At 53.8% G+C, this 20,755-nt stretch carries 19 protein-coding genes; 8 read left to right on the forward strand and 11 right to left on the reverse strand.

Going from position 1 to position 20,755, the window contains the following annotated elements:
- Window positions 1-80: 80 nt before the first annotated feature.
- The 3 genes from FKG94_RS10570 to FKG94_RS10580 form a co-directional block, all read right to left on the reverse strand.
- Window positions 81-983 (reverse strand): AraC family transcriptional regulator, encoded by a 903-nt coding sequence (locus FKG94_RS10570; RefSeq protein ID WP_142904203.1) that lies wholly within the window; start codon window positions 981-983, stop codon window positions 81-83.
- A 588-nt stretch (window positions 984-1,571) separates the two neighbouring features.
- Entirely contained in the window at window positions 1,572-3,236 is a 1,665-nt protein-coding gene (locus tag FKG94_RS10575; protein WP_142904204.1) for an alpha-amylase family glycosyl hydrolase, read from the reverse strand.
- A gap of 368 nt (window positions 3,237-3,604) precedes the next feature.
- Window positions 3,605-3,952 (reverse strand): hypothetical protein, encoded by a 348-nt coding sequence (locus FKG94_RS10580; protein WP_179957591.1) that lies wholly within the window; start codon window positions 3,950-3,952, stop codon window positions 3,605-3,607.
- Window positions 3,953-4,419: 467 nt separating this feature from the next.
- Between FKG94_RS10580 and FKG94_RS10585 the strand changes: the two genes are divergently transcribed.
- Both FKG94_RS10585 and FKG94_RS10590 read left to right on the forward strand, forming a co-directional pair.
- Window positions 4,420-4,986 (forward strand): lipid-binding SYLF domain-containing protein, encoded by a 567-nt coding sequence (locus FKG94_RS10585; protein ID WP_142904205.1) that lies wholly within the window; start codon window positions 4,420-4,422, stop codon window positions 4,984-4,986.
- Between the two features lie 58 nt (window positions 4,987-5,044).
- On the forward strand, window positions 5,045-6,646 hold the full coding sequence (locus FKG94_RS10590; RefSeq protein WP_142904206.1) for a phytoene desaturase family protein: 1,602 nt from the start codon (window positions 5,045-5,047) through the stop codon (window positions 6,644-6,646).
- A 269-nt stretch (window positions 6,647-6,915) separates the two neighbouring features.
- Here FKG94_RS10590 and FKG94_RS10595 read toward each other — a convergent pair whose 3' ends face one another.
- From FKG94_RS10595 to FKG94_RS10615, 5 genes are all read right to left on the reverse strand, one after another.
- Window positions 6,916-7,398: a PIN domain-containing protein gene (locus FKG94_RS10595; protein ID WP_142904207.1), complete on the reverse strand. Its 483-nt coding sequence runs from the start codon at window positions 7,396-7,398 to the stop codon at window positions 6,916-6,918.
- Entirely contained in the window at window positions 7,391-7,642 is a 252-nt protein-coding gene (locus tag FKG94_RS10600; RefSeq protein WP_142904208.1) for a UPF0175 family protein, read from the reverse strand. The genes FKG94_RS10595 and FKG94_RS10600 overlap by 8 nt, the downstream gene beginning before the upstream one ends.
- A gap of 146 nt (window positions 7,643-7,788) precedes the next feature.
- Window positions 7,789-8,571 (reverse strand): site-specific integrase, encoded by a 783-nt coding sequence (locus FKG94_RS10605; RefSeq protein ID WP_179957592.1) that lies wholly within the window; start codon window positions 8,569-8,571, stop codon window positions 7,789-7,791.
- Between the two features lie 44 nt (window positions 8,572-8,615).
- Window positions 8,616-9,113, reverse strand: coding sequence for a PIN domain-containing protein (locus FKG94_RS10610; protein ID WP_142904210.1), 498 nt, complete (start codon window positions 9,111-9,113; stop codon window positions 8,616-8,618).
- Entirely contained in the window at window positions 9,092-9,430 is a 339-nt protein-coding gene (locus FKG94_RS10615; RefSeq protein WP_142904211.1) for a DUF7317 family protein, read from the reverse strand. The genes FKG94_RS10610 and FKG94_RS10615 overlap by 22 nt, the downstream gene beginning before the upstream one ends.
- Before the next feature lie 476 nt (window positions 9,431-9,906).
- Here FKG94_RS10615 and FKG94_RS10620 point away from each other — a divergent pair, with 476 nt between their 5' ends.
- The 6 genes from FKG94_RS10620 to FKG94_RS10645 all read left to right on the forward strand — a co-directional run bounded on the left by FKG94_RS10620 (window position 9,907) and on the right by FKG94_RS10645 (window position 17,220).
- Window positions 9,907-10,137 (forward strand): FitA-like ribbon-helix-helix domain-containing protein, encoded by a 231-nt coding sequence (locus FKG94_RS10620; RefSeq protein WP_142904212.1) that lies wholly within the window; start codon window positions 9,907-9,909, stop codon window positions 10,135-10,137.
- On the forward strand, window positions 10,138-10,563 hold the full coding sequence (locus FKG94_RS10625; protein WP_142904213.1) for a type II toxin-antitoxin system VapC family toxin: 426 nt from the start codon (window positions 10,138-10,140) through the stop codon (window positions 10,561-10,563).
- A gap of 630 nt (window positions 10,564-11,193) precedes the next feature.
- Window positions 11,194-14,091, forward strand: coding sequence for a TonB-dependent receptor (locus FKG94_RS10630; RefSeq protein ID WP_142904214.1), 2,898 nt, complete (start codon window positions 11,194-11,196; stop codon window positions 14,089-14,091).
- 295 nt (window positions 14,092-14,386) lie between these two features.
- On the forward strand, window positions 14,387-15,769 hold the full coding sequence (locus FKG94_RS10635; protein ID WP_142904215.1) for an MATE family efflux transporter: 1,383 nt from the start codon (window positions 14,387-14,389) through the stop codon (window positions 15,767-15,769).
- 253 nt (window positions 15,770-16,022) lie between these two features.
- Entirely contained in the window at window positions 16,023-16,301 is a 279-nt protein-coding gene (locus tag FKG94_RS10640) for a hypothetical protein (protein WP_142904216.1), read from the forward strand.
- A 124-nt stretch (window positions 16,302-16,425) separates the two neighbouring features.
- Window positions 16,426-17,220 (forward strand): substrate-binding periplasmic protein, encoded by a 795-nt coding sequence (locus tag FKG94_RS10645; protein WP_142904217.1) that lies wholly within the window; start codon window positions 16,426-16,428, stop codon window positions 17,218-17,220.
- An 84-nt stretch (window positions 17,221-17,304) separates the two neighbouring features.
- Here the strand turns inward: FKG94_RS10645 and FKG94_RS10650 are convergent, their stop codons facing one another.
- The 3 genes from FKG94_RS10650 to FKG94_RS10660 form a co-directional block, all read right to left on the reverse strand.
- Window positions 17,305-18,738, reverse strand: a complete 1,434-nt coding sequence (locus FKG94_RS10650) for a PQQ-dependent sugar dehydrogenase (RefSeq protein WP_142904218.1) — start codon at window positions 18,736-18,738, stop codon at window positions 17,305-17,307.
- Between the two features lie 97 nt (window positions 18,739-18,835).
- Window positions 18,836-19,384, reverse strand: a complete 549-nt coding sequence (locus FKG94_RS10655) for a response regulator transcription factor (RefSeq protein WP_142904219.1) — start codon at window positions 19,382-19,384, stop codon at window positions 18,836-18,838.
- On the reverse strand, window positions 19,374-20,678 hold the full coding sequence (locus tag FKG94_RS10660; protein ID WP_142904220.1) for an ATP-binding protein: 1,305 nt from the start codon (window positions 20,676-20,678) through the stop codon (window positions 19,374-19,376). The genes FKG94_RS10655 and FKG94_RS10660 overlap by 11 nt, the downstream gene beginning before the upstream one ends.
- Window positions 20,679-20,755: the final 77 nt, after the last annotated feature.

Here is a 20,755-nt window from a genome sequence, read left to right on the forward strand (position 1 = left end):
AGGGTGTATCTGCTTTCGCTCTATGGGTGCTGTTTATCACCGTAGGTTGCTGGACCTTGTGCTCTACGGGGCTGCGCTTGTTATTCTGGACCGGGTTTGTCGTTTTCCATCAGCTTGACCCAGTGGGCCTTGTAGTCACTGGGGTTAAGACCTTTGATACTGAGAAACTGGCGGTTGAAGTTGGAAATATTATTGTAGCCGCAGGCATAGGCAATTTCGGTGATTTCCATTTCGTCAATAACCAGCAGCCTGCAGGCCTCGTTGATACGCAGCAGGTTGACGAATTTGACAAAAGTCAGTCCGGTTGCCTTTTTAAAAAAACGGCTGAAGGCCGGCGGTGTCAGCGCCGCCAGCTTAGCAATTTCAGTCTGGCTGATTTCCTCGCCTATATGTTCCCTGACGTATTTGTGAATACGCTCTATACGACTGCGGTTAAGGGGATTGATGTCGTTTTCGAGATGATACTTTTCCGAAGTCAGAGTGCGAATATCTTTGGAGCTGGCCAGTGCGTGCAGTATTTGCAGCAAGATAATCATCCGCTCCAGGCTGCCTGCCGCCAACATATCCCGCAGTAGCTTTCTAATCTTGACCGCGGTATCGGCTTCGATGGCGATACCGTTTTTGGCGCGTTCCAGCAGGTATTTGATCGGTACAGACTCCGGCAAGCGCAAAAAATCATGGCCCAGAAAGTCTTTGCGAAACTGGACCACCATGGTTTCCGTATGGGAATCCGGTGTTCTGGGAATCAGGTCGTTGTACCAGCAGTGCGGAAGATTGGGGCCGACCAGTACCAGGTCGTCGGGGCTGAAATGCTCGATACTGTCGCCGACAAAGCGTGTCCCCGAGCTTTGAATAATCCAGGTCAATTCATATTCGGGGTGGTAGTGCCAGGTGTGATCGTCCGCGAAACTGGTACAGTAGAAGTGATGACAGCGAAAAGAGCTGTTAGCGTCGGATTCTATAGCCTCAAATTTGGGGTCCACCTGTCTTTCTGCACCTATTTCTTTTGTGAGTTACCTTCTGGCTGTGCGGGTTGCATTATCTGTAGTGCCGTTACTTGTGCAACCTATATTTGTGCGACCCTGTTTCTGAATTTTTATTTCGGTATTCTTATTTCAGTATTTTCATTTCAGTGCTTTTTCTTTAGTGCTTTTTTTTAGTGCTTTCATTTTTGTTTTTTTTATTTATCGCTGTCGTTTCAGTGCTTTTTTCAGGGCTTCTCATTATATGTTTTATATATTTTTACTTCTGTATTTCTATCCCGATGTCTTTTACTGCTGTTTACATTTTATTTGCACGTCTGCTTTTTTGTTTCTACTTTTGGCCCCATTTTATCTGCGTTTTCGTGTCTATTTTCGTCCCTATTTTTTCTCTGTTTCTGAGTCTCTCTGCTTCTGAGTCTCTCTGCTTCTGAGTCTCTCGGCTCCTGAGGATGCTGCGAACTGAATAAATCAGGTCCGCAATTATATCGGTATTCAGGTGCGAGCACAATTGGTGTTGGGAGTTTGCGGGGGCTGGTTTGGCCGCCCGCATCAGATTCCTTTACTGCTACAGAACTCCCGGGATGCAGTCTATCGAAGTTTCGTTAGATAGACACCGTAAGGACTTAGGTCGTAAGACAATCTGCCTCCATTTACCGATAGTGTGCTCGATGCCTCCGATTTTAAGTTCCTCAATTGTAATCCACCCACGGTACCTAAGTCCGCGACAGCCAGGTTAGTCCGGGCCGGTTGGTCGCCAAAGTTGATTGAAATCAGGTAAGCGGCGTCGCCGTCACTGCGAATAAAGGAAAGCACGGAGGCATGCTCGCGATTCAAAATGCGGATATCGCCGGATCGCAAAGCGTCTTTTTGTTTGCGCAGGGCGATAAGCTTCCTGTAAAAATTCCAAAGGGATTGCGGATCGGCGGCCTGCTGCTCCAGTGACCGGGTGCGGTCGTCCTTGACTGCGGAGTCTGCCCACCAGGGCCCGTTACCCCGGTACCAGAATGCCATACCGTCGTAGTTTTTATCTGTTTTCCAGTTAAAGGCTTCACGCACAGGAATATCGTTGGCGTCAGAGGTGTTGTACTGTTGCTTTTTTCCCTGCATGCCGATTTCCTGACCGTAGTACAACGACGGCACACCCGGTAACAGCATGTTTGCCGCGGCGGCCACACGCAGCTTGCCGGGATCGTTGTCGACAACCGAGGCAAAACGATGGGTATCATGATTTTCAATAAACAACAGGTTGAATTTGCCGGCCGGTTGTTTTTGTTGTGTCGTTTTTATGGCAGTGCCCAGCGCCGCTTTGTCAAAGTCCACCAGTGCTTTCATGATCGGGAAGCCAAATACGGCATCGACGTTACCCTTGGTCCAGAATTCCTCGCCGTAACCCCAGTCAGCCTGTTCCGCAATAATGACCAGGTTGGGATTGATACGCTTGATATCGGCGAAAATCGGTGCCCACAGGTCGGTAAACAGGTTGGTCAACTGGCCCTTCAAATCCAAATCATCCATCATATGGTCGATGCGAAAGCCGTCGACCCCGTCGCTGAAATCGCCGTCGCCGTTCGGGTCGACCCAGTAGGCAAACAGATTGTTGAGATAGGCCTTCACCTTATCGCTTTCGAGATTGATGGTGGCGAGCTTGTATTTATCGCCGGTGTAGGAGTACATTTCTTCCAAAAAGAAGATGGCCGATTCCGGTTTGGAGTTGTTCGGCCCGTTGTAAAGGATGTAGTCGGAGTACCTGGAGTCTGGGTTGTGCAGCGAATCCTTAAACCAGATATGGTTTTCCGCCACGTAGTGCACTTCCATGTCCATATAGATCTTCATGCCGCGGCGATGGACTTCCTCCACCAGCTTCAGGTAGTCGGCCAGGGAGCCGTAGCGCGGGTCTATTTTTTCAAAATCGTCAGCGAAGTAGTTGTGATAGAAGGGGGAATCGTAGAGCGGTGTGAGCAGGATTGATGTGACCCCCAGTTCCTGCAGGTAGTCCAGCTTTTTAGTGATGCCGTTGAGGTCCCCGTGATTGTCGCCATTGCTGTCGTAGAAACTGCGCTGAAACAGGTGGTAAACTATTTCGTCCTCGAAGGAGAGCCGGCCACCCGTCGACGCGAATGTCTGTTGTGCATTTTTACCAACTGTAGACGTGGTAAGTGCGTTGGCGCCGTCGGTGAGCGGATGCTGGCCGGTGGTACAGGCCGCTAGTATCGCGACCATCGCGCCTGTTGCAAGTAGCTTAAAGAAGTTCATAAATTATCTCTCAGTGTGTCTGTAGAATAGGACTTTTTGCTATCTTTATGAATTGCCAAAGGCGGTATTCGACCGGGAGACGACCAGGCAACATGGTACCGTCAAACCTTAAGTGCCGGATGTTAAGTGGCTGATATAGCTGTTACTACCTGCTTTTTGCTAGATAACTGTGCATTTTTTGATATTGGAATTTTCGTTGTTATTTTTGCAATTTATCAAACCTTATGAGGCGGGGGTGGGAAGAGGGGCATGACGGCAGTCATGTGCTGTGGTGGTGGCGACAGCGAGTGGTTTGAACGGCAGGCCCGCAGGTCTCCATCGGCTCTGTGGACGTGGCGGCTGTTGGCTGCAATGACGGCTCGACCCTGTTACCTGACGACCTGACCGCGGTATATCTTGACCGGCTTTTGCCTGGTCTGGCCGCTGTCGGACCGGTCCGGTGCGTCCTCCAGGCTGGCCTGGCCCCGATATACCTTGGCCACCTGTTTGCTGGCGTGTTTTTCATTTTTTTCCAGCAGGGTCGTCCAGGGATCGCCCGCCAGGGAAAACAGTTCTTTGGTGAGTGCTCTGGTAATGGGGCATTTTGTGGCGTGGAAGTGTGTCGTCAACTCGTCGAACAGTTCGGGATTGCTGAGTTTAATGCTCGGTTTCAGGTCCGCGTGCACACGCCTGCGCAGTTCGTACACCAACTCGATCATGGGTCTCGTGTATTGCATACCCGCCTCCCGGTCAGGTTGAGTAGATATCGGAGCAATTAACGGGCCACTCAAAATCCGCTCTCAAGCACTGTTCCGGTGTCGGGCCTGCACCGCCGTGGGGAGGCACAATCAGGGCAGCCCGGTACTGGTGCGGTTTATATTTTTCGCGCCAGTGAACTCAGGGTCGAAAACGCGCCGGGTCTCGCCCTGACTGCAAAGCAAAACCGCGCTGTGTAGGGCGTACCATGGGACGGTAGTGGGGCTACAATGACACTGCCGGCGGGCGCTTTCTTGAGCATTATTGTTAAAAGCTTTCTATTGAGGGCAGTCGATAGGTGGTTTTTATGTGAACTGCGTCAATTAGGTGCAGGCCTGACACCTGTTCAGTTGTTATTAAGCGACCAGCAGTAGTATGGTGGCCGGGTAAGGACGGCAGCTAGCTGTTCTGGCAGTATCTGTGTGGCAAAGGGGGATGTGATAAAACCATGAATATTCGTATATTGTGCGGGCTTATTATAGGTGTGGCGGTGTTTGTCGGCGGTTGCTCGACCACCGGTGGCGTAACACCCGCGGAGAAACGCCAGTCCATTTTAAATATGAGAACCCAGGTGTTGAATGATCTGTACAAACTCAAGCCCGATGTACAGGCGCAGGTCAACAGTGCGGCCGGCTACGGGGTATTCAGCAACGCCAATATCAATGTCATTTTCGCCAGCTTTGGCGGTGGTTACGGCATCGTCCGGGACAATGCCGCCGCCAGGGACACCTATATGAAAATGGGTGAGTTCGGACTCGGGCTCGGCGCCGGCGCCAAGGATTTTCGCCTGGTGTTCGTCTACCATACACGGGCGGCCATGAACCGTTTTCTGGACAGCGGCTGGACTTTCGGCGCCCAGGCCGATGCGGCTGCCAAAGCCAGTGATAAAGGCGGTGCGGTCGGCGGTGAGGCGATTATCGACGATATCACCGTTTATCAACTGACCGAGAGCGGCCTGGTGCTCCAGGCTACGATCAAGGGGACCAAGTTCTGGAAGGACGAAGAACTCAACTAAGCACCGCTATCGGTGGCCGGCCTGAACCGGCGCAGCGTCGGGCCGGCTAACCGGCGCCATGGCGACCGACTGCGATGTGCTGATTATCGGCGGCGGGCATAATGGCCTGGTCTGCGCCGCCTACCTGGCGGCCGGCGGGCTCAAGGTAAAAGTGCTCGAACGCCGCGCCCTGGTCGGCGGCGCTGCGGTTACTGAAGAATTCCACCCCGGGTTTCGAAATTCCGTCGCCAGCTATACCGTCAGCCTGCTCAATCCCAAAGTCATCGATGACCTGCAGTTATATCAGCATGGATTGCAGGTGTTGCTGCGGCCGTTATCCAATTTCTTTTTATTGTCGCCCACCGAAAACCTGAGTTTTGGCGCCGGCCGTGAAGCCGACTATGCGGCGATTGCCGCGTTGTCGGCGCACGACGCGGACCAGTTGGCGCCTTACCAGCAGATGCTGGACGGTGTGGTGGACGCGTTGCGCGGCGAGCTGCTGCGCACGCCGCCCAATATCGGCGGCGGCCTTGCCGACTTGATGCGCGCCGGCGGGTTGGGCCGGCGTTTGCGCAAGTTGCCCATGGCGCGCCGGCGCGACCTGCTGGATATGTTTACCAAGAGTGCCGCCGCCATTCTCGATACCTGGTTTGAGCACGAAAATGTCAAGGCGGTATTTGCGTTTGATGCCACCGTGGGCAATTTTACCAGTCCCTATGCGCCCGGTTCCGCCTACGTCCTCCTGCACCATGTGTTTGGTGAAGCCAATGGGGTGCGCGGTGCCTGGGGGCATGCAGTGGGCGGCATGGGGGCCATTACGCAGGCGATGCTGAAAGTGGCGCGGGCCCGTGGGGTGGAGGTGGAGACCGAAGCCGAAGTGGCCGAGGTGCTGGTGCACAATCGTGTTGCCACTGGTGTCAGACTTGTTGGCGGTAGCACTGTGCGAGCGCGCGCGGTGGTGGCGAACGTCGGGCCCAAGTTGCTCTATCTGCGGCTGATTAACGAACGGGAGTTGGCGCCGGAGTTAGTGCGGCGCCTGCGCGGCTACCGCAGCGGCTCCGGTACGTTTCGCATGAACGTGGCACTGTCGGCGCTGCCCGAGTTTCGCAGCCGGCCCGGCAGTGGCGTGCACCACAGTGCCGGCATTGTGATCGCACCCACCATGGATTATATGGACTGTGCCTACACCGATGCGCGCCGTTACGGTTGGTCCAAGGCGCCGATTGTGGAAATGTTGATTCCCTCTACCGTGGATGATTCCCTGGCGCCGCCCGGTCAACATGTGGCCAGTCTATTCTGCCAGCAGTTCCGCCCGCACCTGGCCGGCGGTGCTAGCTGGGATCGGCATCGAGAGGCGGCAGCCGAGACTATTATCGACACAGTGACCCGCTATGCGCCGAACTTTCGCGACAGTATTATCGCCACGCAAATACACTCGCCATTGGATCTGGAGAGAAAGTTTGGGCTGGTGGACGGCGATATTTTTCACGGCTGTATGGGGTTGGACCAGATTTACAGCAACCGGCCGCTGCTCGGTTATGCGAATTACCGCACGCCCATCGGCAATCTTTACCTGTGCGGTTCCGGTGCCCATCCCGGTGGGGGGGTGACGGGTATACCCGGGCATAATGCTGCGCGGGAAGTATTGGGGGATTTTCGCAAACAGCGCCTGCGGTTGTAGTTGGGCTAGTGCCTGATGTTTGCGGGAGAGTAGTCGGTGAAAACCTCAGTCTGCGGACGTCGGTCGGGTGTCGGTTTCGAGTCCCGTCCGGTCCGCCATTATTCTTGTTTTAAATCAATAGGTTAGCTGTTTTTAGCTAATTCCTGTCCAGTTTTTGTCCAGTTTTTTTGTAAACGGTTATTTTGGTGATGTGATGAGCAGTGATTGTGGGGTGCTTTTTTGCAGGCGCTTTTCGATCAGCTCGGTTGAGCCTCTCACGTTGAAATGGGCTATTCACCAACGCGCTGTAATGCCCTATCGAGCACTTTTCTGGATAGGTAAAGTCCGGCGGTAATCATATCTTCAATAACGGGCCGAGCCAGTTCAATCGTTCCTCGTTGTTTGGCGACCAATACAATGCCCAGCGTACCTCTAACAAAAACGTCGAGGCTTGCAGCGCATTTTCTACCTGCCAGATCATCGATAATGGCTTCTAAACCGTACTCTGTCGCCAGCGCAAGCACGGCAGATTCTCCGGCCCCAAGACGCCACTCTGCCACAGCGATCGGAATCGCTGAAACGGGTTTAACCACTAACCAGTCAGTGTTGCGGATAGCTTGTGCAGATATATCGTCAGGACCGCGTTGCTGAATTTCAGTGGCAACCGGTTCTGGCACCCACACCTCGTCAGCAAATGTTTTCAGTAATGAGAGGTGTCCGCTGCGGGAAAGAAAAATTAATGGAGAGGCATTGATAATGACAGTTTTAGCCACGGTTTAACTCGCGGTCCAACTCGTCAAAATCCACATGAAACGAGTCCTTGCCCATTTCTGCCAACGCCAAAAGAAAGTCGGTTCGATCCATGCCCGCGATACTAGCGGCCCACTCCTGCGATATACGCCCTTGTTGATACCACAACGTTGCCGCCGCCAGGCGCATTTCCTGGCTTAATTCATCAGGGCTGCAATGAAGCACAGAAAAGACTTTTTCTGGAAGCTCAACATTCACTTGTGTCATGAGGTATACCTCGAATAAACCATTAACTGAGAGCATTTTAGCAGTCTTAGAGGAGTTGATATACTCTCCTGTTTTGCTGAGTTAATCTCACATGAGAAATTTTGTAAGTATTTGATTTTAAATAATTTATTGCATTTTGGTTCGCTTTAGTTCCTGTTCGATTTAAAGCCATCTATCTTGGCCAGCTCCAGTTCGTCATCTTCCGATTTGATGTATTTGGCATAAGTGCTGAAAAACATTTCCAATGTGTGGCCCAGTTGTTGGCAGAGAAAACCCGGCTTTGCCCCGGCGGTTAATCCCAAACTGGCGTAGGTATGGCGGCAGTTGTAACCGCGACGATAACGTATGCCGGCATCACTTAATGCTTTTCGCCAACGTCGGTTAAAGTCGTCTGCATCCAGACACTGGCCGCCGAGCGAATGCGTAAAAATCGGGCCGCCTTTAAACCGTGTCGGGCATTCTCTAAGAATATTTTTTGCGCGTTGTGTTAACAGCACTTCTCTGGCCATATTGGTTTTGGTGCTGAGTTTAACTTCGCGGCGCACCATTGATTTATTGATCGCTAATCGTTTGCCGTCGTAATCGTCCCAGGTTAGTGCCAACAATTCACTGGTACGGGCACCGGTTTCAAAGGCCAGGGTAAAGTAAATTAATGTTTGTCCGTCGAGTTGCCCCAGAATGGCTTCTTTTTCGTAAGTCGTGAAAGGATCAATGGGTGGCTTCTGGTGTTTTTCTTGTTCCCATTCTTCATCCGTGCGTCCTAAGCGCAAATCGTCGAGGCGTTGCTGTCTTACTTTAGCCGCATAGGCGATATTGGTTTTGTTGGGGCGCTTGTCGAGGGTTTCACTGTATTCCCTGCCTTTGTATTGGTAGCGGATTTGGGTGCTATTACCGCTCTTGTTGAAAGCGGATGTTAGACAGCATACCAAAGGCTCAATAGCTTGGGTTAGTTCAGACTAAATCATACAATTGTCTATTTTTCATCAGCTTGAGAAAGTATTTGGGACTTAACTTTCTCGCTTAAATAAATGCCCATAGCACCAAGTTGTTGAAGTAATGGCGCTATTGATTCAATAACACCATGATTTTTTCCGATAACTAGCGCAGCGCCTATACCAACAATATCAAGCCCCAATTTCTTAGCGATTCTTCGACCTTTTCGCTCATCAATTAAAAGGGGACATTTATAGGCAAGCGCCAACGCAATTGATTCAGATTCGCCACGATCCAAGTTAAGCGTTTCCACAACAGAGGTATCAAAATCACTACTTGCTAAAAGAATACCTTGCTCAAGAGCCAAGGCTATTTTCACAGCTCCAGGCATAGTTTTGTTTTTAGTGCACTCTTGCACCACACCTGGAGTAACGTAAACAGCCTTGAATAACCCAGCGATACTATTGAGTAAATCCAACCTGCTGAGTATGATTAGCGGTGTAGCGTCCGCTACGACTACATCCGTATCTGTTCCCAAACAGTAATATCTGAATCTGGGACATCGTCATCGTAATCAATAACAGCTATGCCTGCTTTGCCCGCCTCGATCATAAATTCTTCAATAGATAGCTCAGCTAATTTGGCAGCTTGGCCCATTGTGAGCGCTTCATTTTTGTAGAGATTCAATGCAATGGCCAGGCGAGAACCATGATCCATCAAAGCCTGATCAACTGGTATGGCGTAATAGAGAGCGGTGCCGTTCTTGGTGAGGAAGAAGCTTTCGCCGGCCGCGGCTTTCTCCGGCAATTGACTGCTCAAGTCCCGTAGTTCACGTATTCCGATAGACCCGATCATATATCACCTCTAATGTGTCACAATATGGGTACTTTTCGGATGCTATCATGATAGCTCAGATACCGCTAGACCGAGGTGAAATGGAAATTGGCTGGCGCCGTTTATAACTGCTTTCTTGCCACTTCTGCTTTCTGAGAATTCAAGCCTTGTCTAGTTTTAGTAAAACAGCCGTATTCACCGGTGTGTCTCGGTGACAAATAATCAATAAAAACAATAGCTTAAATACATCCATGCACACCCCAAAACACCAATAAAAAATTCGAGCCCCGTCCGGTCCGCCGCTTTTCTTTTTTAAATCAATAACTTATCTGTTTTTCTCTGATTATTTCCTATAAGTCATTGATTTTAAATATTTTTCCACATCAATTCTCTGTTCAGTATCTTGGCTTGTTTAAGCTGTGCCGTCACTTTTATCAATTTGATAGCAATGACTGCTAGCGCTACCATCCATTTAGCTGCACATTTGGAGGTAGACGATGCCTAGTTTAAGCGTAAGAGAAATTGACGAAGAAACTCTGCGCCTGTTGCGGATACAGGTCGCTAAACACGGAACTTCCATGGAAGAAGAGGTGCGCCAAATTTTAAAACGTGCTGTTACGACACCAGAACGCCTCGGTGATCTTGCCGTTAGGCTGTTCAGCCCAGCTTATAACAACGGAGAACTAACCCTACCCGAACGTGAAATCCATAAGCCTTTGAGTTTCTAAATGATCATCCTTGATACTAATGTTGTTTCGGAATTTATGCCGTCTCCGCCTGCGAGTCAGGTTCTCAACTGGTTGAATGACCGAGATGTCACATCGCTGTACTTAACAACAATCACCATTGCTAAAATTGGCTGTGGGCTTCGAGCAATGCCAGAAAGTAAACGCCGACGACTACTGAGCGAGCGTTTTGAACAGTTTATTGATGCTGCTTTTACTCAGCGAATTCTTTCATTTGATGAGAGTGCTGCCCGTATATATGGAGAAATTATGTGTCAGCGAAAAGAAATCGGCCGCCCTATGAGCAACTTGGATGGGCAAATTGCAGCGGTAGCCAGATCAAGAGGGCTTGGCGTGGCCACCAGAAATATAAAAGACTTTGAACACTGCCAAATTGAGCTTATCAATCCGTTTAATGGTATTGACTGAAATAACGATTTGTCTCACCTGGCTCAATTCGCCACCAATACAAACCACCGAATTCGAACCCCGCCCGGTCCGCCACACTTTCCTTTTTAAAATCAATCAGCCGATACAGAGCCCTGCCTACAGACGAATTCAGGTCGCACAGAGGTTTAGACTAAAGGCTACCCCAATTGTCGTTGTGCCATCACCTTTTTCCAGAACACCACCAGCACAGCGAGCCGTTGTCGGGCGTTATTGGTCTGTTATCACTTCCGTTTCCCACATCGGTTCATACAGGTTCGATCAAAGCTGTCTGCCGTTGTACAGGATAAATTAACTAATCAACAAATCAATTGCAGAGTAAATTGGTATTACCATTATTGTGAAATTGTAATACCAATTGTTGATGCAGATACTTCCGCGCTACTAATTAGCGCTACGGTAAGATGCTCTCGGTATTCAGGTGAATATAAGTAGCTCTAAAGTAATAATAGAGAGCAAAGCTTATGACAGCTTGGTATTACCAATAGTCCAAATCTATAATAATATGATTACAATATTGGTATTACAAATTGGTTGGAGTTGTGGCAGGATGTCTGCGCTGTCCAAGTCAATAGAGACAGCTCTAAGATAATAATAAACGGGGAAGATATAATGAAAAGTACTAAACATGTGACGATGTTTCTACTGTCAACATCACTTTTGCCGTTCGCGCAAACCAGCGTTTCACAAGAGGCGATCGAGGAAGTGGTGGTAACCGGTATCCGCGCCAGCCTTGAGGCTGCTTCTGAATTAAAGCGAGCCGACTCGCGCGTGATCGATGCCATTGTTGCCGAAGATATCGGCAAGCTGCCTGACAATAATATTGCCGAAGCGCTGCAGCGCGTTACCGGTGTTTCAATTAATCGCAATTTTGGCGTGGGTTCTGAAGTCTCTATCCGTGGCCTCAAGCAAAACCGTGTGGAAATCAATGGCCGTTCCACCATGGGTGGCGGTACTTCCGATGCCGAGGGCGGCGGCCGCAATGGTGTTAACTTTGAAGATTTTCCAGCCGCTTTCCTGTCCCGGGTAGAGGTTATCAAGTCACCCACGCCTGAAATGGTTGAGGGTGCGCTCGGTGGAACCATCAATCTGGTAACCGCCCGCCCACTGGAGCTAAACGCGCCGTTGACTGCGGTTTCTTTATTGGGTGAGTACGCTGATAAGTCAGAGGACTGGGCGCCTATATTGAATGTATCCGGTGGCCGTTCTTGGGATTTAGGCGATGCCGGGACTTTTGGTGCGATGACAATGGTTTCATACCAGGACCGTACATTAAGACGCGATGAATCACTGGTTCAACTCCAGGTCGGCGCTGTTGACTTTAATAACGATGGTGTCATTGACGATGCTGATAATGCGCAGAATACCCCCAGCGGCAACTATGTCTACGGTCGAGAGCACACCTTTAATCCCCGCACCGAGAACCGTGAGCGCACTGCCTTTAACCTGTCTTTACAATGGGCGCCGGCATCCGAGCAAGGTCAGTTCTATCTGGATTTCAATATAACTGAAAGGTCAGGTAGCCAAGAGGCCTTCTCGTTGCTTCATGTTGGCGGCACCCCAATTACAACACCGGGTGTGACTCATGAAGATGGGGACGGCCAACTGCAGGATTTCGAGTTGTCAGTGCTCCCCTTACAGACATCAGCATCGAATTTCCGCAACACAGACTCGTTCTCCCACGCCCTGGGTGGTGAGTGGGATTTTACCGATAAACTGAAAGTCTCTGCCGAATTCAGTACCTCGGAAGCCGATACCTATGAACCCACCTCGGAATTCCGTTTTCGGGGTATCGACCGCGCGCTGGAAGAGGCAAACCCGGCAGCGAGTAACGAGTGGTTTAGTTTGGTCAGGTTTGTCGGCAGCCAGAGCGGGGCGCCGACCGTCGATTTTGAGGAAGGTTTCCTGCTGACCGACCAACAAAACCAGGCGTTTCGCCGCTATGAAGATACACGTGATAATGCTGTTAACGAGGAAGACGCTTTCCGCCTGGATGTCGAATATGCAGAACCGTTTGGTATGCAATGGATTAGTGCGGTTAAGGCAGGTTTTCGCAGCACCGAGCGCGATTTCGAGCAGACTCGACGCCAGTTGCGTATAGCCAATATCCATAGGGATCTTCTGGATGTCGATGGCAATCCGGATATCATCTGGATGGAGGATATTGCCGCCCAATTCCCCGGTCAAATCGTTGATTATAGTTGGGGTGATGCGTTTGATTATTCCGGTCGCAACGGCCCTTACGAATTATCGCGCGTCACGGCTTTTAACGTCAGTACACTGCGAAATCAACAGGCGACTTTCGACATTGTTAAGCAACTGCTGGCGGGTACAAACTTGGCGATTACCGGTGATCTTAACGCAAACCTCGCCTTTCAAGAGGGCTTTTTCACAGAGATCAACGAAGATACTTCAGCATTTTATCTACAGACTGAGCTGGATTTTGGCTCTGTTCGCGCCGTTGTCGGTGCCCGTTATGTAGAAACGGATATTACGTCAAGTGCCTTCGAGCAAGGTGTCATCGTTTCAGATGGCACTACTTATGACGATACGCTGCCAAGCTTAAATATCACTTGGGATTTTAGCGAGAACACCGTTTTACGTTTTGCCGCAGGCAAGGTAATGCGCCGTGCCGATTTCGATGAGTTAAGCCCGGCCTTTAACTTTCAGGATGCATTTACCACTGCGACCCGGGGTAACCCCGATTTGGAGCCTTTCCGTGCCACCCAGTACGATATTTCGGCTGAGCACTACTGGGGCAGTGGTAATGCGGCGTCGGTAGCGATTTTCTATAAAGACATTCAGTCTTTCCTGAAAAGTGACTCGTTCTGTGCCGACTTGCCGGACATTGTTGCAACCCAGACTAACAAAGATGACTTTGATAAAGTTTGTGTCCGTCCGGAAGGCGTCGGCGATTCTCCCACTTTCACCTTCTCATCGAGCCGTGCAGAGCTCGATGCATTTGATGCGCAAGGTCGACTGGGTGTTGAGACAACCACCCGGACCAATGGTGAATCCGGTAAGGTTCAAGGTTTGGAAGTAGGCTATCAACAAATGATGGACTTCCTGCCCGGCCGCTGGAGTGGCTTGGGTGTCAATCTTAATTACACCTATGCCGACAGCGAGGACCCGGATGGCGTGCCTCTGGAAGATATTTCCAAGGATACCTTCAATGCCCAATTTTTCTACGAGTATCAAGGCCTGGGGATTCGTTTGGCTTATACTTTCCGGGATCGTTTCCTGGATAACTTCGACACCAAGCGGGTTCGCCCCCTCGGCGTTTCTGTGGGTGCGGACCCCGATGACCCAACTATGGGCAATGATTACCGGGAAGATCTGGAGCAATGGGATTTTTCGGCAACCTATGACATTAACGACAACTTTACCGTGGTGGCGAATATTACCAACTTAACTGGAGAGTCAACCGTTAACACCGGTGCGACCGGCACCGCGTTCCAGGTTCTTGAGTCTGACCGTCGTCTCACCCTTGGATTGCGTGCCAAGTTCTGACAGCCGGCCTTCCACCCCCTCGGACCTGCACATTGATAAGCCGCTTGGTTATGCCAAACGGCTTATCTCTTTTGTTGTACTCAGTCCTTGCGACGACATCACCAGGTCTGAAGGAAATGTCAGTCCGGGCTAATCCCCAGGGCGGTGAATCCTGAATCCAAAACCCGCCCTGGCTTTTTCCAATCCGATAGGCGAAACTCGTGCCTGCGGTCGGGCCCCGTCAGGCCTCCTGCACATTTACCGGCCCGCCAAGTGGCTTACCTGTAATTCTCCGAGTCTGTAAACAGCGCTGACTATGTTTAAAAATGTTGACCGTCGGCTGCTGCACCAGTGCTGGGCGCTGGCCTGGCCGGTGTCGCTGCAGAGTATTCTGGTGGCGATACTGGGCATGGTGGATGTGATGATGGTCGGCCACCTCGGCGATGTGGCGGTGGCGTCGGTCGGGCTGGGCAGTCGTGCCCAGTTTGTCCTGTTAATCTTGCTCAACAGCCTCGCCATCGGCAGCAGCGTGCTGGCCGCGCAGCTTATCGGCGCCCGCCAGCCGGCCAAGGTGCGCCAGATGGTGGTGTTGATGGGCGCGGTCAGTTTGGTGCTGGCACTGCCACTGGTGCTGGCGGCGCTGGTGTATGCCGGTGTGGTGGTTAGTTGGGCCAGCAATGACGCTGCGGTGATTGCCACGGGCGCCAGGTACCTTCACATTACCCTGCCGTCGATAGTGCCGGTCTGCTTCATACTGATATTCGAAGGCACCTTGCGCGGAATGGGGCAGGTAAAGCTGCCGCTGGTCTTCGGTGTGGTGGCCATTGCGCTGAATATCCTGCTCAACTATTGGCTGATCAACGGCGGGCTCGGTGTCGAGCCGCTGGGCGTGGCCGGCGCCGCCTGGGCCACCAACATCGCCCGGGTTTTTCATCTGTTCTTGTTGGCAGGTTTTCTCTGGTGGGTGCGACACCTGTGCTGGCCCGGCAGGCAGGCACTGCTGCGGCGCTACAGCGGCCGCGAATGGTCGCGGGTCTATCGGCTGGTGGTGCCCATGGCGCTCAACTTCGGCGTCTGGTCGGCCGGCGCTTTTGTCTATCATTTGATTTACGGCCAACTCGGCACCCGGGCGCTGGCCACGATCAGTATGCTGGCGCCGATTGAGGGAGCGGTTTTGTCGGCGTTTGTCGGGCTGGCCTCTGCCTGTGCGGTGATGGTGGGGCAGCGTCTCGGGGCCAACGAATTCGAACAGGCGTTTACTTACGCAAAAAACTTTACGCTGGCCGCCCCGGTGCTGGGTGCGGTAATCGGTTTACTGATGGTGTTGGGGCGGGACCTGATTCTGCTGCCCTATGGCGACTTACCGGCCCAGACCCAGGCGCAGGCAAAGTCGGTGCTGGTGATTATCGCCGCCGGCGCCTGGCTGAAGGTCATCAGTGTGATGTTGTCTCTCGGTGTGTTGCGTGCCGGCGGCGACAATCGCTACTGCCTGTTTACCGACCTGGTCGGTATGTGGCTGGTGGGATTGCCGGCGGCCTGGTTTGCCGCCGCTGCCGGGTTTGCACTGCCGTGGGTGGTGGTTGCCTCCTATGCGGAGGATCTCGCTAAAGTGCTGCTCTTTGGTGCGCGGGCCCGCGGCCGGCGTTGGATGCGCAACCTGGTTGCCGACGGACCCCGCGCCGCCGGTACGCCGGATTGACGCTGGGGCGCACTGATAAATCTCAAGGGGACGGCAGCGCCGGAATCCCGCTCTTTTTTGACCGCTCTGCTGGTCCGACCCTACACAACAGGTTGGACAAGACTCGCCGCCTGGTCACGAACATGCTATTTAGCGGTGTACTCAAGGGGATTGAGTGGGCGGCCGGCGGCCGTGTTCTTGTTGATTCAGGTCAACGTCGGGCGGGTATGCGCCTCTATACTGGCAGGACTCTATCGAACCGGAGCGCATAATTATGAGTAACGATACCCTTGATAAACTACGTGAGGAGTTGGATGATCTGGGCGAGCGGTTGAAGCGCGAGCGCGATGAGTTGCAGGTGAAACTAAACCTTGCCAAACTCGAGGCCCGCGAAGAGTGGGACGAGGCCGAGCACAAGTGGGAACACTTTAGAGCCAAGGCGGCGCGGGTGGGTCGCGAGGCGGGCGAGGCGTCCAAAGAAGTCGGCGCAGCCGCCAGGTTGCTGGCTGAAGAAGTCAAAGAGGCGTACCGGCGGATCAGGAGGTTATTGTAGTATTGGTGAGTCGAGATAAGCCGCGCGCCTGCGCAGGCGCAGCAAACGCTTGGGAAAAAACGACGCACTCGGTATACTCATAAGCCGCGGTAACTCCATAAACCAACCCTGGTTCGATGACCTTATGAGTCTTGCTTTTACCTCTCGGCGCAACGCGAGAATTGCCGCCGTGTGCGCCGGTGTGCTGATCAGTTTCTGCCTGTCCCGCGCCGTTGCGGAAGAACGCTACCGCACCGGATATCCACACTTACCGCCGCTCAATTACTATGAAGATGGTGAGGTCAAAGGCATAGTCGCCGGGCTGTTCGTCGACGTGATGACTGAAGCCGGTATCGATTACGAGGCCCGGCAGTATCCCACCAAGCGTTTCTACCACAATATCGCCTCGGGCAATATACAGATAGGACTGTTCTCGAGGGCTGTTCCCGTGTATCGCGACAAGGTGATCTTTGCCCGACAGCCGGCCGTGCAGGTGCAGGGCCGCATCTACTGGCGCAATGGCAAGGCTGCGATCGGGACGATCCGGGATCTGAAAAACAAGCGCGTCGCCGTGTTTCTGGGGCTGGCCTACGGCGGCTACGACGACTATGTCACCAACCCCGAGCACGGCAACCAGGTGATAACTGTCAAGACCGCCGACCAGGCCATGCACCTGTTGGCCAGCGGCCGGGTGGACTATTTTCTCGGCCTGACAGTTGTTACCGACCGGCCGGTGCAGCGCCATGCTATCGAGAGCCTCGATTCCGTACAGTTCTTTCAGGCTGAGTTATTTTTTACGGTGCACAAAAGCGTGCCCGGTGCCGAGCGGCTGTTACAGCGGATGGTGGCGGCGCACCAGCGGCTGGTGGAGCGCGGTGAGGTTGATCGCGGCATTCGCTCTAAGCGGTCGCGCTCCGCAGTCGCCGGCGGCAGTAGCTGATGATCTGTGCCGGCCACAGGCGCAGCGCGTTATCGCGCTGCTGGTGACCTTGATTATGTGGTCGGGTGGCCCTGTCCCTGCCGGTCAGTCCCTATTGACCAGGCGGTAGATCGCCCCCCGTTGCGGCGAGCGCTGGTTGAGCAGGATATACAGATTGCCGTCGGGACCGCTGGCCACATCGCGAATGCGCCCCTGGTCTTTCAAGACAATCTCCTCGGCGATGACCTCTCCCTGTTCTGAAATCTCCAGGCGGTGCAACTGCTGCGCCGACAAGCTGCCGGCGAACAGGTGGTTTTTCCATTTCGGGAAGTTGCCGCCCTCGTAAAACTCTGTGCCGCATACCGCGATCGAGGGTACCCAGAAGTGTACGGGCTGCTCCATGCCCGGTTTTTCGACCTTATCGGTAATGGGCGTGCCGCTGTAATTCATACCATAGGTGATTACCGGCCAGCCGTAGTTTTTACCCTTGCGGATCAGGTTGAGTTCGTCGCCGCCGCGCGGACCGTGCTCGGTCTCCCACAGCGCGCCGGTCACCGGGTGGCTGTCGAGCCCCTGGGGGTTGCGGTTGCCGTAGGTCCAGATGCTGGCGTAGGCCGGCTTGCCGTCGAAAGTCTTACCGACAAAGGGGTTATCTTTGGGAATGCGCCCGTCGTCGTGGAGCCTGTGGATTTTGCCGTAGGGCCGGGTTAAATCCTGGGCCATGTCCTGGGCGCCGCGGTCGCCGATACCGAAAAACAGATAGCCGTCTTTAAATACCAGGCGCACGCCGAAGTGCACTCTGGAACGGTTGTGAAATTCCGGGGGGGCGCGAAAGATATCCTCCTGGTCCACCCAGCGGTCCCCTTTAATCCGCCCGCGCACCACTGCGGTCATCCCTCTGCCGGCTGCGCCGCTTTCGCTGTAGGCGAGATAGACCCATTGATTATCGGGGTAATCGGGATGCAGCTTAACGTCGAGCAGGCCGCCCTGGCCGTGCTGCCAGACTTTGGGTGTGTTTTTAATCGGGGTGCGCTTACCGTCTTTGAAATGCCACAGTACGCCGTCGCGCTGGGTGGCGATCATGGCGCCGTCCGGGAAAAAATCCAGCGCCCACAGAATACCGGTACCTTCGCCCATCCGTTCCAAACTGAAGTTGTGGTGTTGGGTCTTGAACACGCCTTTATCGGGTTGCAGGCGCCGGGCCAGGGTTGTGCTGGCAGCCGCCTGTTTCGCTTCACGCATCAGGATCACCAGGGCGCGAATTTGCTCCTCGCTCAGGGTGGCGCCAAAGCCGGGCATACCGCCATCTTCGATACCGTCGCGGATAACTTTGGTAATGGCGGCGTTGGAAGACCCGTAGCGCCACTGGCCGTCGATCAAGGAACCGCCCTGGCCGCCATTGAGGTCGGCGCCGTGGCAACTGGCGCAGTTGGCGTCATAGATGTCTTTAACCGCGCCGGAGACAATACGATTTTGCGCCAGAGCCGGCGCACTCAAGACTAACAGACAAAGCAGTGTGGTGATCGACAGATTTTTCATTGGGTGGCGCCTTCCCCTGTTTTAGGTAATGGGTTGGAGGTCTCCCACTTTACTATGCCGGCGGCGCAATTCAACTGTCGAGGTGGCGGCCCCTGCGCTAATGCCTGACCGGCCGCTTTTGCAACTTGCGCTGCAGCGTGCGCCTATGCATACCCAGCGCCCGTGCGGTTGCGGAGATATTGCCGTCGTGTTCGGCCAGCACTTTTTGAATATGTTCCCACTCGAGGCGATCGACCGATGGCGGGCGATGGGTGATTGCCGTATCCGGATTGCCGCCGACGGCGTCGAAGGCGGCCAGTATCTCATCGGTATCGGCGGGTTTGCACAGGTAGTTCACGGCGCCGAGCTTAATGGCTTCAACGGCGGTGGTGATGCTGGAGTAGCCGGTAAGCATCACGATGGCGAGCGAGGGCTGCACTTGTTTCAGGGTGGGGATCAATTGCAGGCCGGATTCGCGGGCAATTTTCAGATCGACAATCGCCTTGTCGACGGCTTGCTCCTCCAGCGCCGCTATCGCGTCGGTGCCGTTGGCGGCGGTGACGATGTGGTAACCGCGTCGGCCCAGGGCCCGGGACAGTACGCGCGTAAACACTTCGTCGTCATCGATGATCAACAGTGTTTGATTCGAGTGCGGTTCAGTGTGCATAGTGTGGTGCCGGCGCCGAGGCCGTCTCCGTGGGTGCCAGCGCCAGGCGCAGCTCCGTCAATGTGCCGCCGCCCTCGCGATTGTAAAGTTTTACGGTGCCGTTGTAGCGCGACAGTGTGGCGTGGGTCAGAAACAGGCCGAGCCCCAAACCTTTGCCCTTACTGGTGAGAAAGGGTTTGCCCAACTGGTCGGCCAGTTCTACCGGCACGCCCTTGCCGCGATCGCCAATATCGATGCACAACTGCTGCTCGGTCCAGTCGATGTCCACCTCGACCTGCTCGGGGCTGGCATCGGCGGCGTTGTTCAGCAGGTTGATAATAGACTGATCAACGGTGGGGTGAATACTTGCCTCGCGATCGCCGCCAGTGGCATTAAAACGGATTTTTGCCTTGACATCCGGGCGCATCAGCAGCCATTTGTCGATAAGCTGATTGCAGTAGGCGCGCAGTGAGCGCGGTCCGTCACCGCTGGCCTGGCCGGCTTGTCGCACCAGTTGATGCAGCGTGTCGCGGCAGTGGTCAACCTGGGATTGCAGCAGGGCCAGGTCATCGTTGAGCGACCGATTGTCCCGGTAGTCGGCCCGCATTTCGGCCAGCAGGACTTTGATCGTGGACAGGGGCGTGCCCAGTTCGTGGGCGGTGCCGGCGGCGAGAGTGGCGACCGCCATCAATTGTTCATCGCGCAGGTTGTCTTCGCGGTGAGCCGCCAACTGCGCCTCCTGTTCCCGCAGCGCCGCCGCCATTTTTACGACAAAGTAGGTGATCAGCCCGGCGCTGACAACAAAGTTGAGCCACATGCCGATGATATGCAGGTTGAGTTCGCCGCCGGCGTGGTGATGCCCGCTCGGCGGGGCCAACTCGGCAATGGGCAGGCTGTAAAACAACAGGCCACTGTAAGCGGCCAGGGAAAGCAGGGCCACGATCCAGGTGTAGTGCCAGGCCAGGGTGGCGGCGGAAATACTCAGGGGTACCAGGTAGTAGGAGACAAAGGGGTTGCCGGCGCCGCCGCTGAAATACAGCAGCAGGGTGACGCTGGCGATATCGATGACGATCTGGCCGAAGAATTCTCCCTCGGTTACCGGCCATGAGCGGCCCAGGCGCACCAGTGTCAGTGTGCTGATAATGGTGAGTCCGGCCAGAATCAAGGTCAGGGTGGCGTAGGGCAGGGGTAGCTGGCGACTGAAGTGGGCGAAGGCAATCGCCGCCAGCAGCGAGACGACCAGGACGCTGCGAATGGCCAGCAGTCGGCGCAGGTTTTGCTTGGGAGCGGACAGGGCGAGGGGTAGCTTCGACATGCTGGCCATGATAATCGCAGGCGCGTAAAAACGCGACGGTTTGGCGGTCTATCATAGGTGTAGCGCGGCGGGCGCGG

It is taken from the genome of Exilibacterium tricleocarpae (assembly GCF_007004655.1).
Taxonomy (GTDB): domain Bacteria; phylum Pseudomonadota; class Gammaproteobacteria; order Pseudomonadales; family Cellvibrionaceae; genus Exilibacterium; species Exilibacterium tricleocarpae.

What these genes read in the sequence shown, in the direction of transcription:
- FKG94_RS10585 (WP_142904205.1), top strand. Translation starts at nt 4,420, where the DNA reads ATGAATATTCGTATATTGTGCGGGCTTATTATAGGTGTGGCGGTGTTT.
- FKG94_RS10645 (WP_142904217.1), top strand. Translation starts at nt 16,426, where the DNA reads ATGAGTCTTGCTTTTACCTCTCGGCGCAACGCGAGAATTGCCGCCGTG.
- FKG94_RS10615 (WP_142904211.1), bottom strand. Translation starts at nt 9,430, where the DNA reads ATGATCGGGTCTATCGGAATACGTGAACTACGGGACTTGAGCAGTCAA.
- FKG94_RS10590 (WP_142904206.1), top strand. Translation starts at nt 5,045, where the DNA reads ATGGCGACCGACTGCGATGTGCTGATTATCGGCGGCGGGCATAATGGC.
- FKG94_RS10635 (WP_142904215.1), top strand. Translation starts at nt 14,387, where the DNA reads ATGTTTAAAAATGTTGACCGTCGGCTGCTGCACCAGTGCTGGGCGCTG.
- FKG94_RS10580 (WP_179957591.1), bottom strand. Translation starts at nt 3,952, where the DNA reads ATGCAATACACGAGACCCATGATCGAGTTGGTGTACGAACTGCGCAGG.
- FKG94_RS10640 (WP_142904216.1), top strand. Translation starts at nt 16,023, where the DNA reads ATGAGTAACGATACCCTTGATAAACTACGTGAGGAGTTGGATGATCTG.
- FKG94_RS10575 (WP_142904204.1), bottom strand. Translation starts at nt 3,236, where the DNA reads ATGAACTTCTTTAAGCTACTTGCAACAGGCGCGATGGTCGCGATACTA.
- FKG94_RS10625 (WP_142904213.1), top strand. Translation starts at nt 10,138, where the DNA reads ATGATCATCCTTGATACTAATGTTGTTTCGGAATTTATGCCGTCTCCG.
- FKG94_RS10655 (WP_142904219.1), bottom strand. Translation starts at nt 19,384, where the DNA reads ATGCACACTGAACCGCACTCGAATCAAACACTGTTGATCATCGATGAC.
- FKG94_RS10650 (WP_142904218.1), bottom strand. Translation starts at nt 18,738, where the DNA reads ATGAAAAATCTGTCGATCACCACACTGCTTTGTCTGTTAGTCTTGAGT.
- FKG94_RS10600 (WP_142904208.1), bottom strand. Translation starts at nt 7,642, where the DNA reads ATGACACAAGTGAATGTTGAGCTTCCAGAAAAAGTCTTTTCTGTGCTT.
- FKG94_RS10630 (WP_142904214.1), top strand. Translation starts at nt 11,194, where the DNA reads ATGAAAAGTACTAAACATGTGACGATGTTTCTACTGTCAACATCACTT.
- FKG94_RS10620 (WP_142904212.1), top strand. Translation starts at nt 9,907, where the DNA reads ATGCCTAGTTTAAGCGTAAGAGAAATTGACGAAGAAACTCTGCGCCTG.
- FKG94_RS10660 (WP_142904220.1), bottom strand. Translation starts at nt 20,678, where the DNA reads ATGTCGAAGCTACCCCTCGCCCTGTCCGCTCCCAAGCAAAACCTGCGC.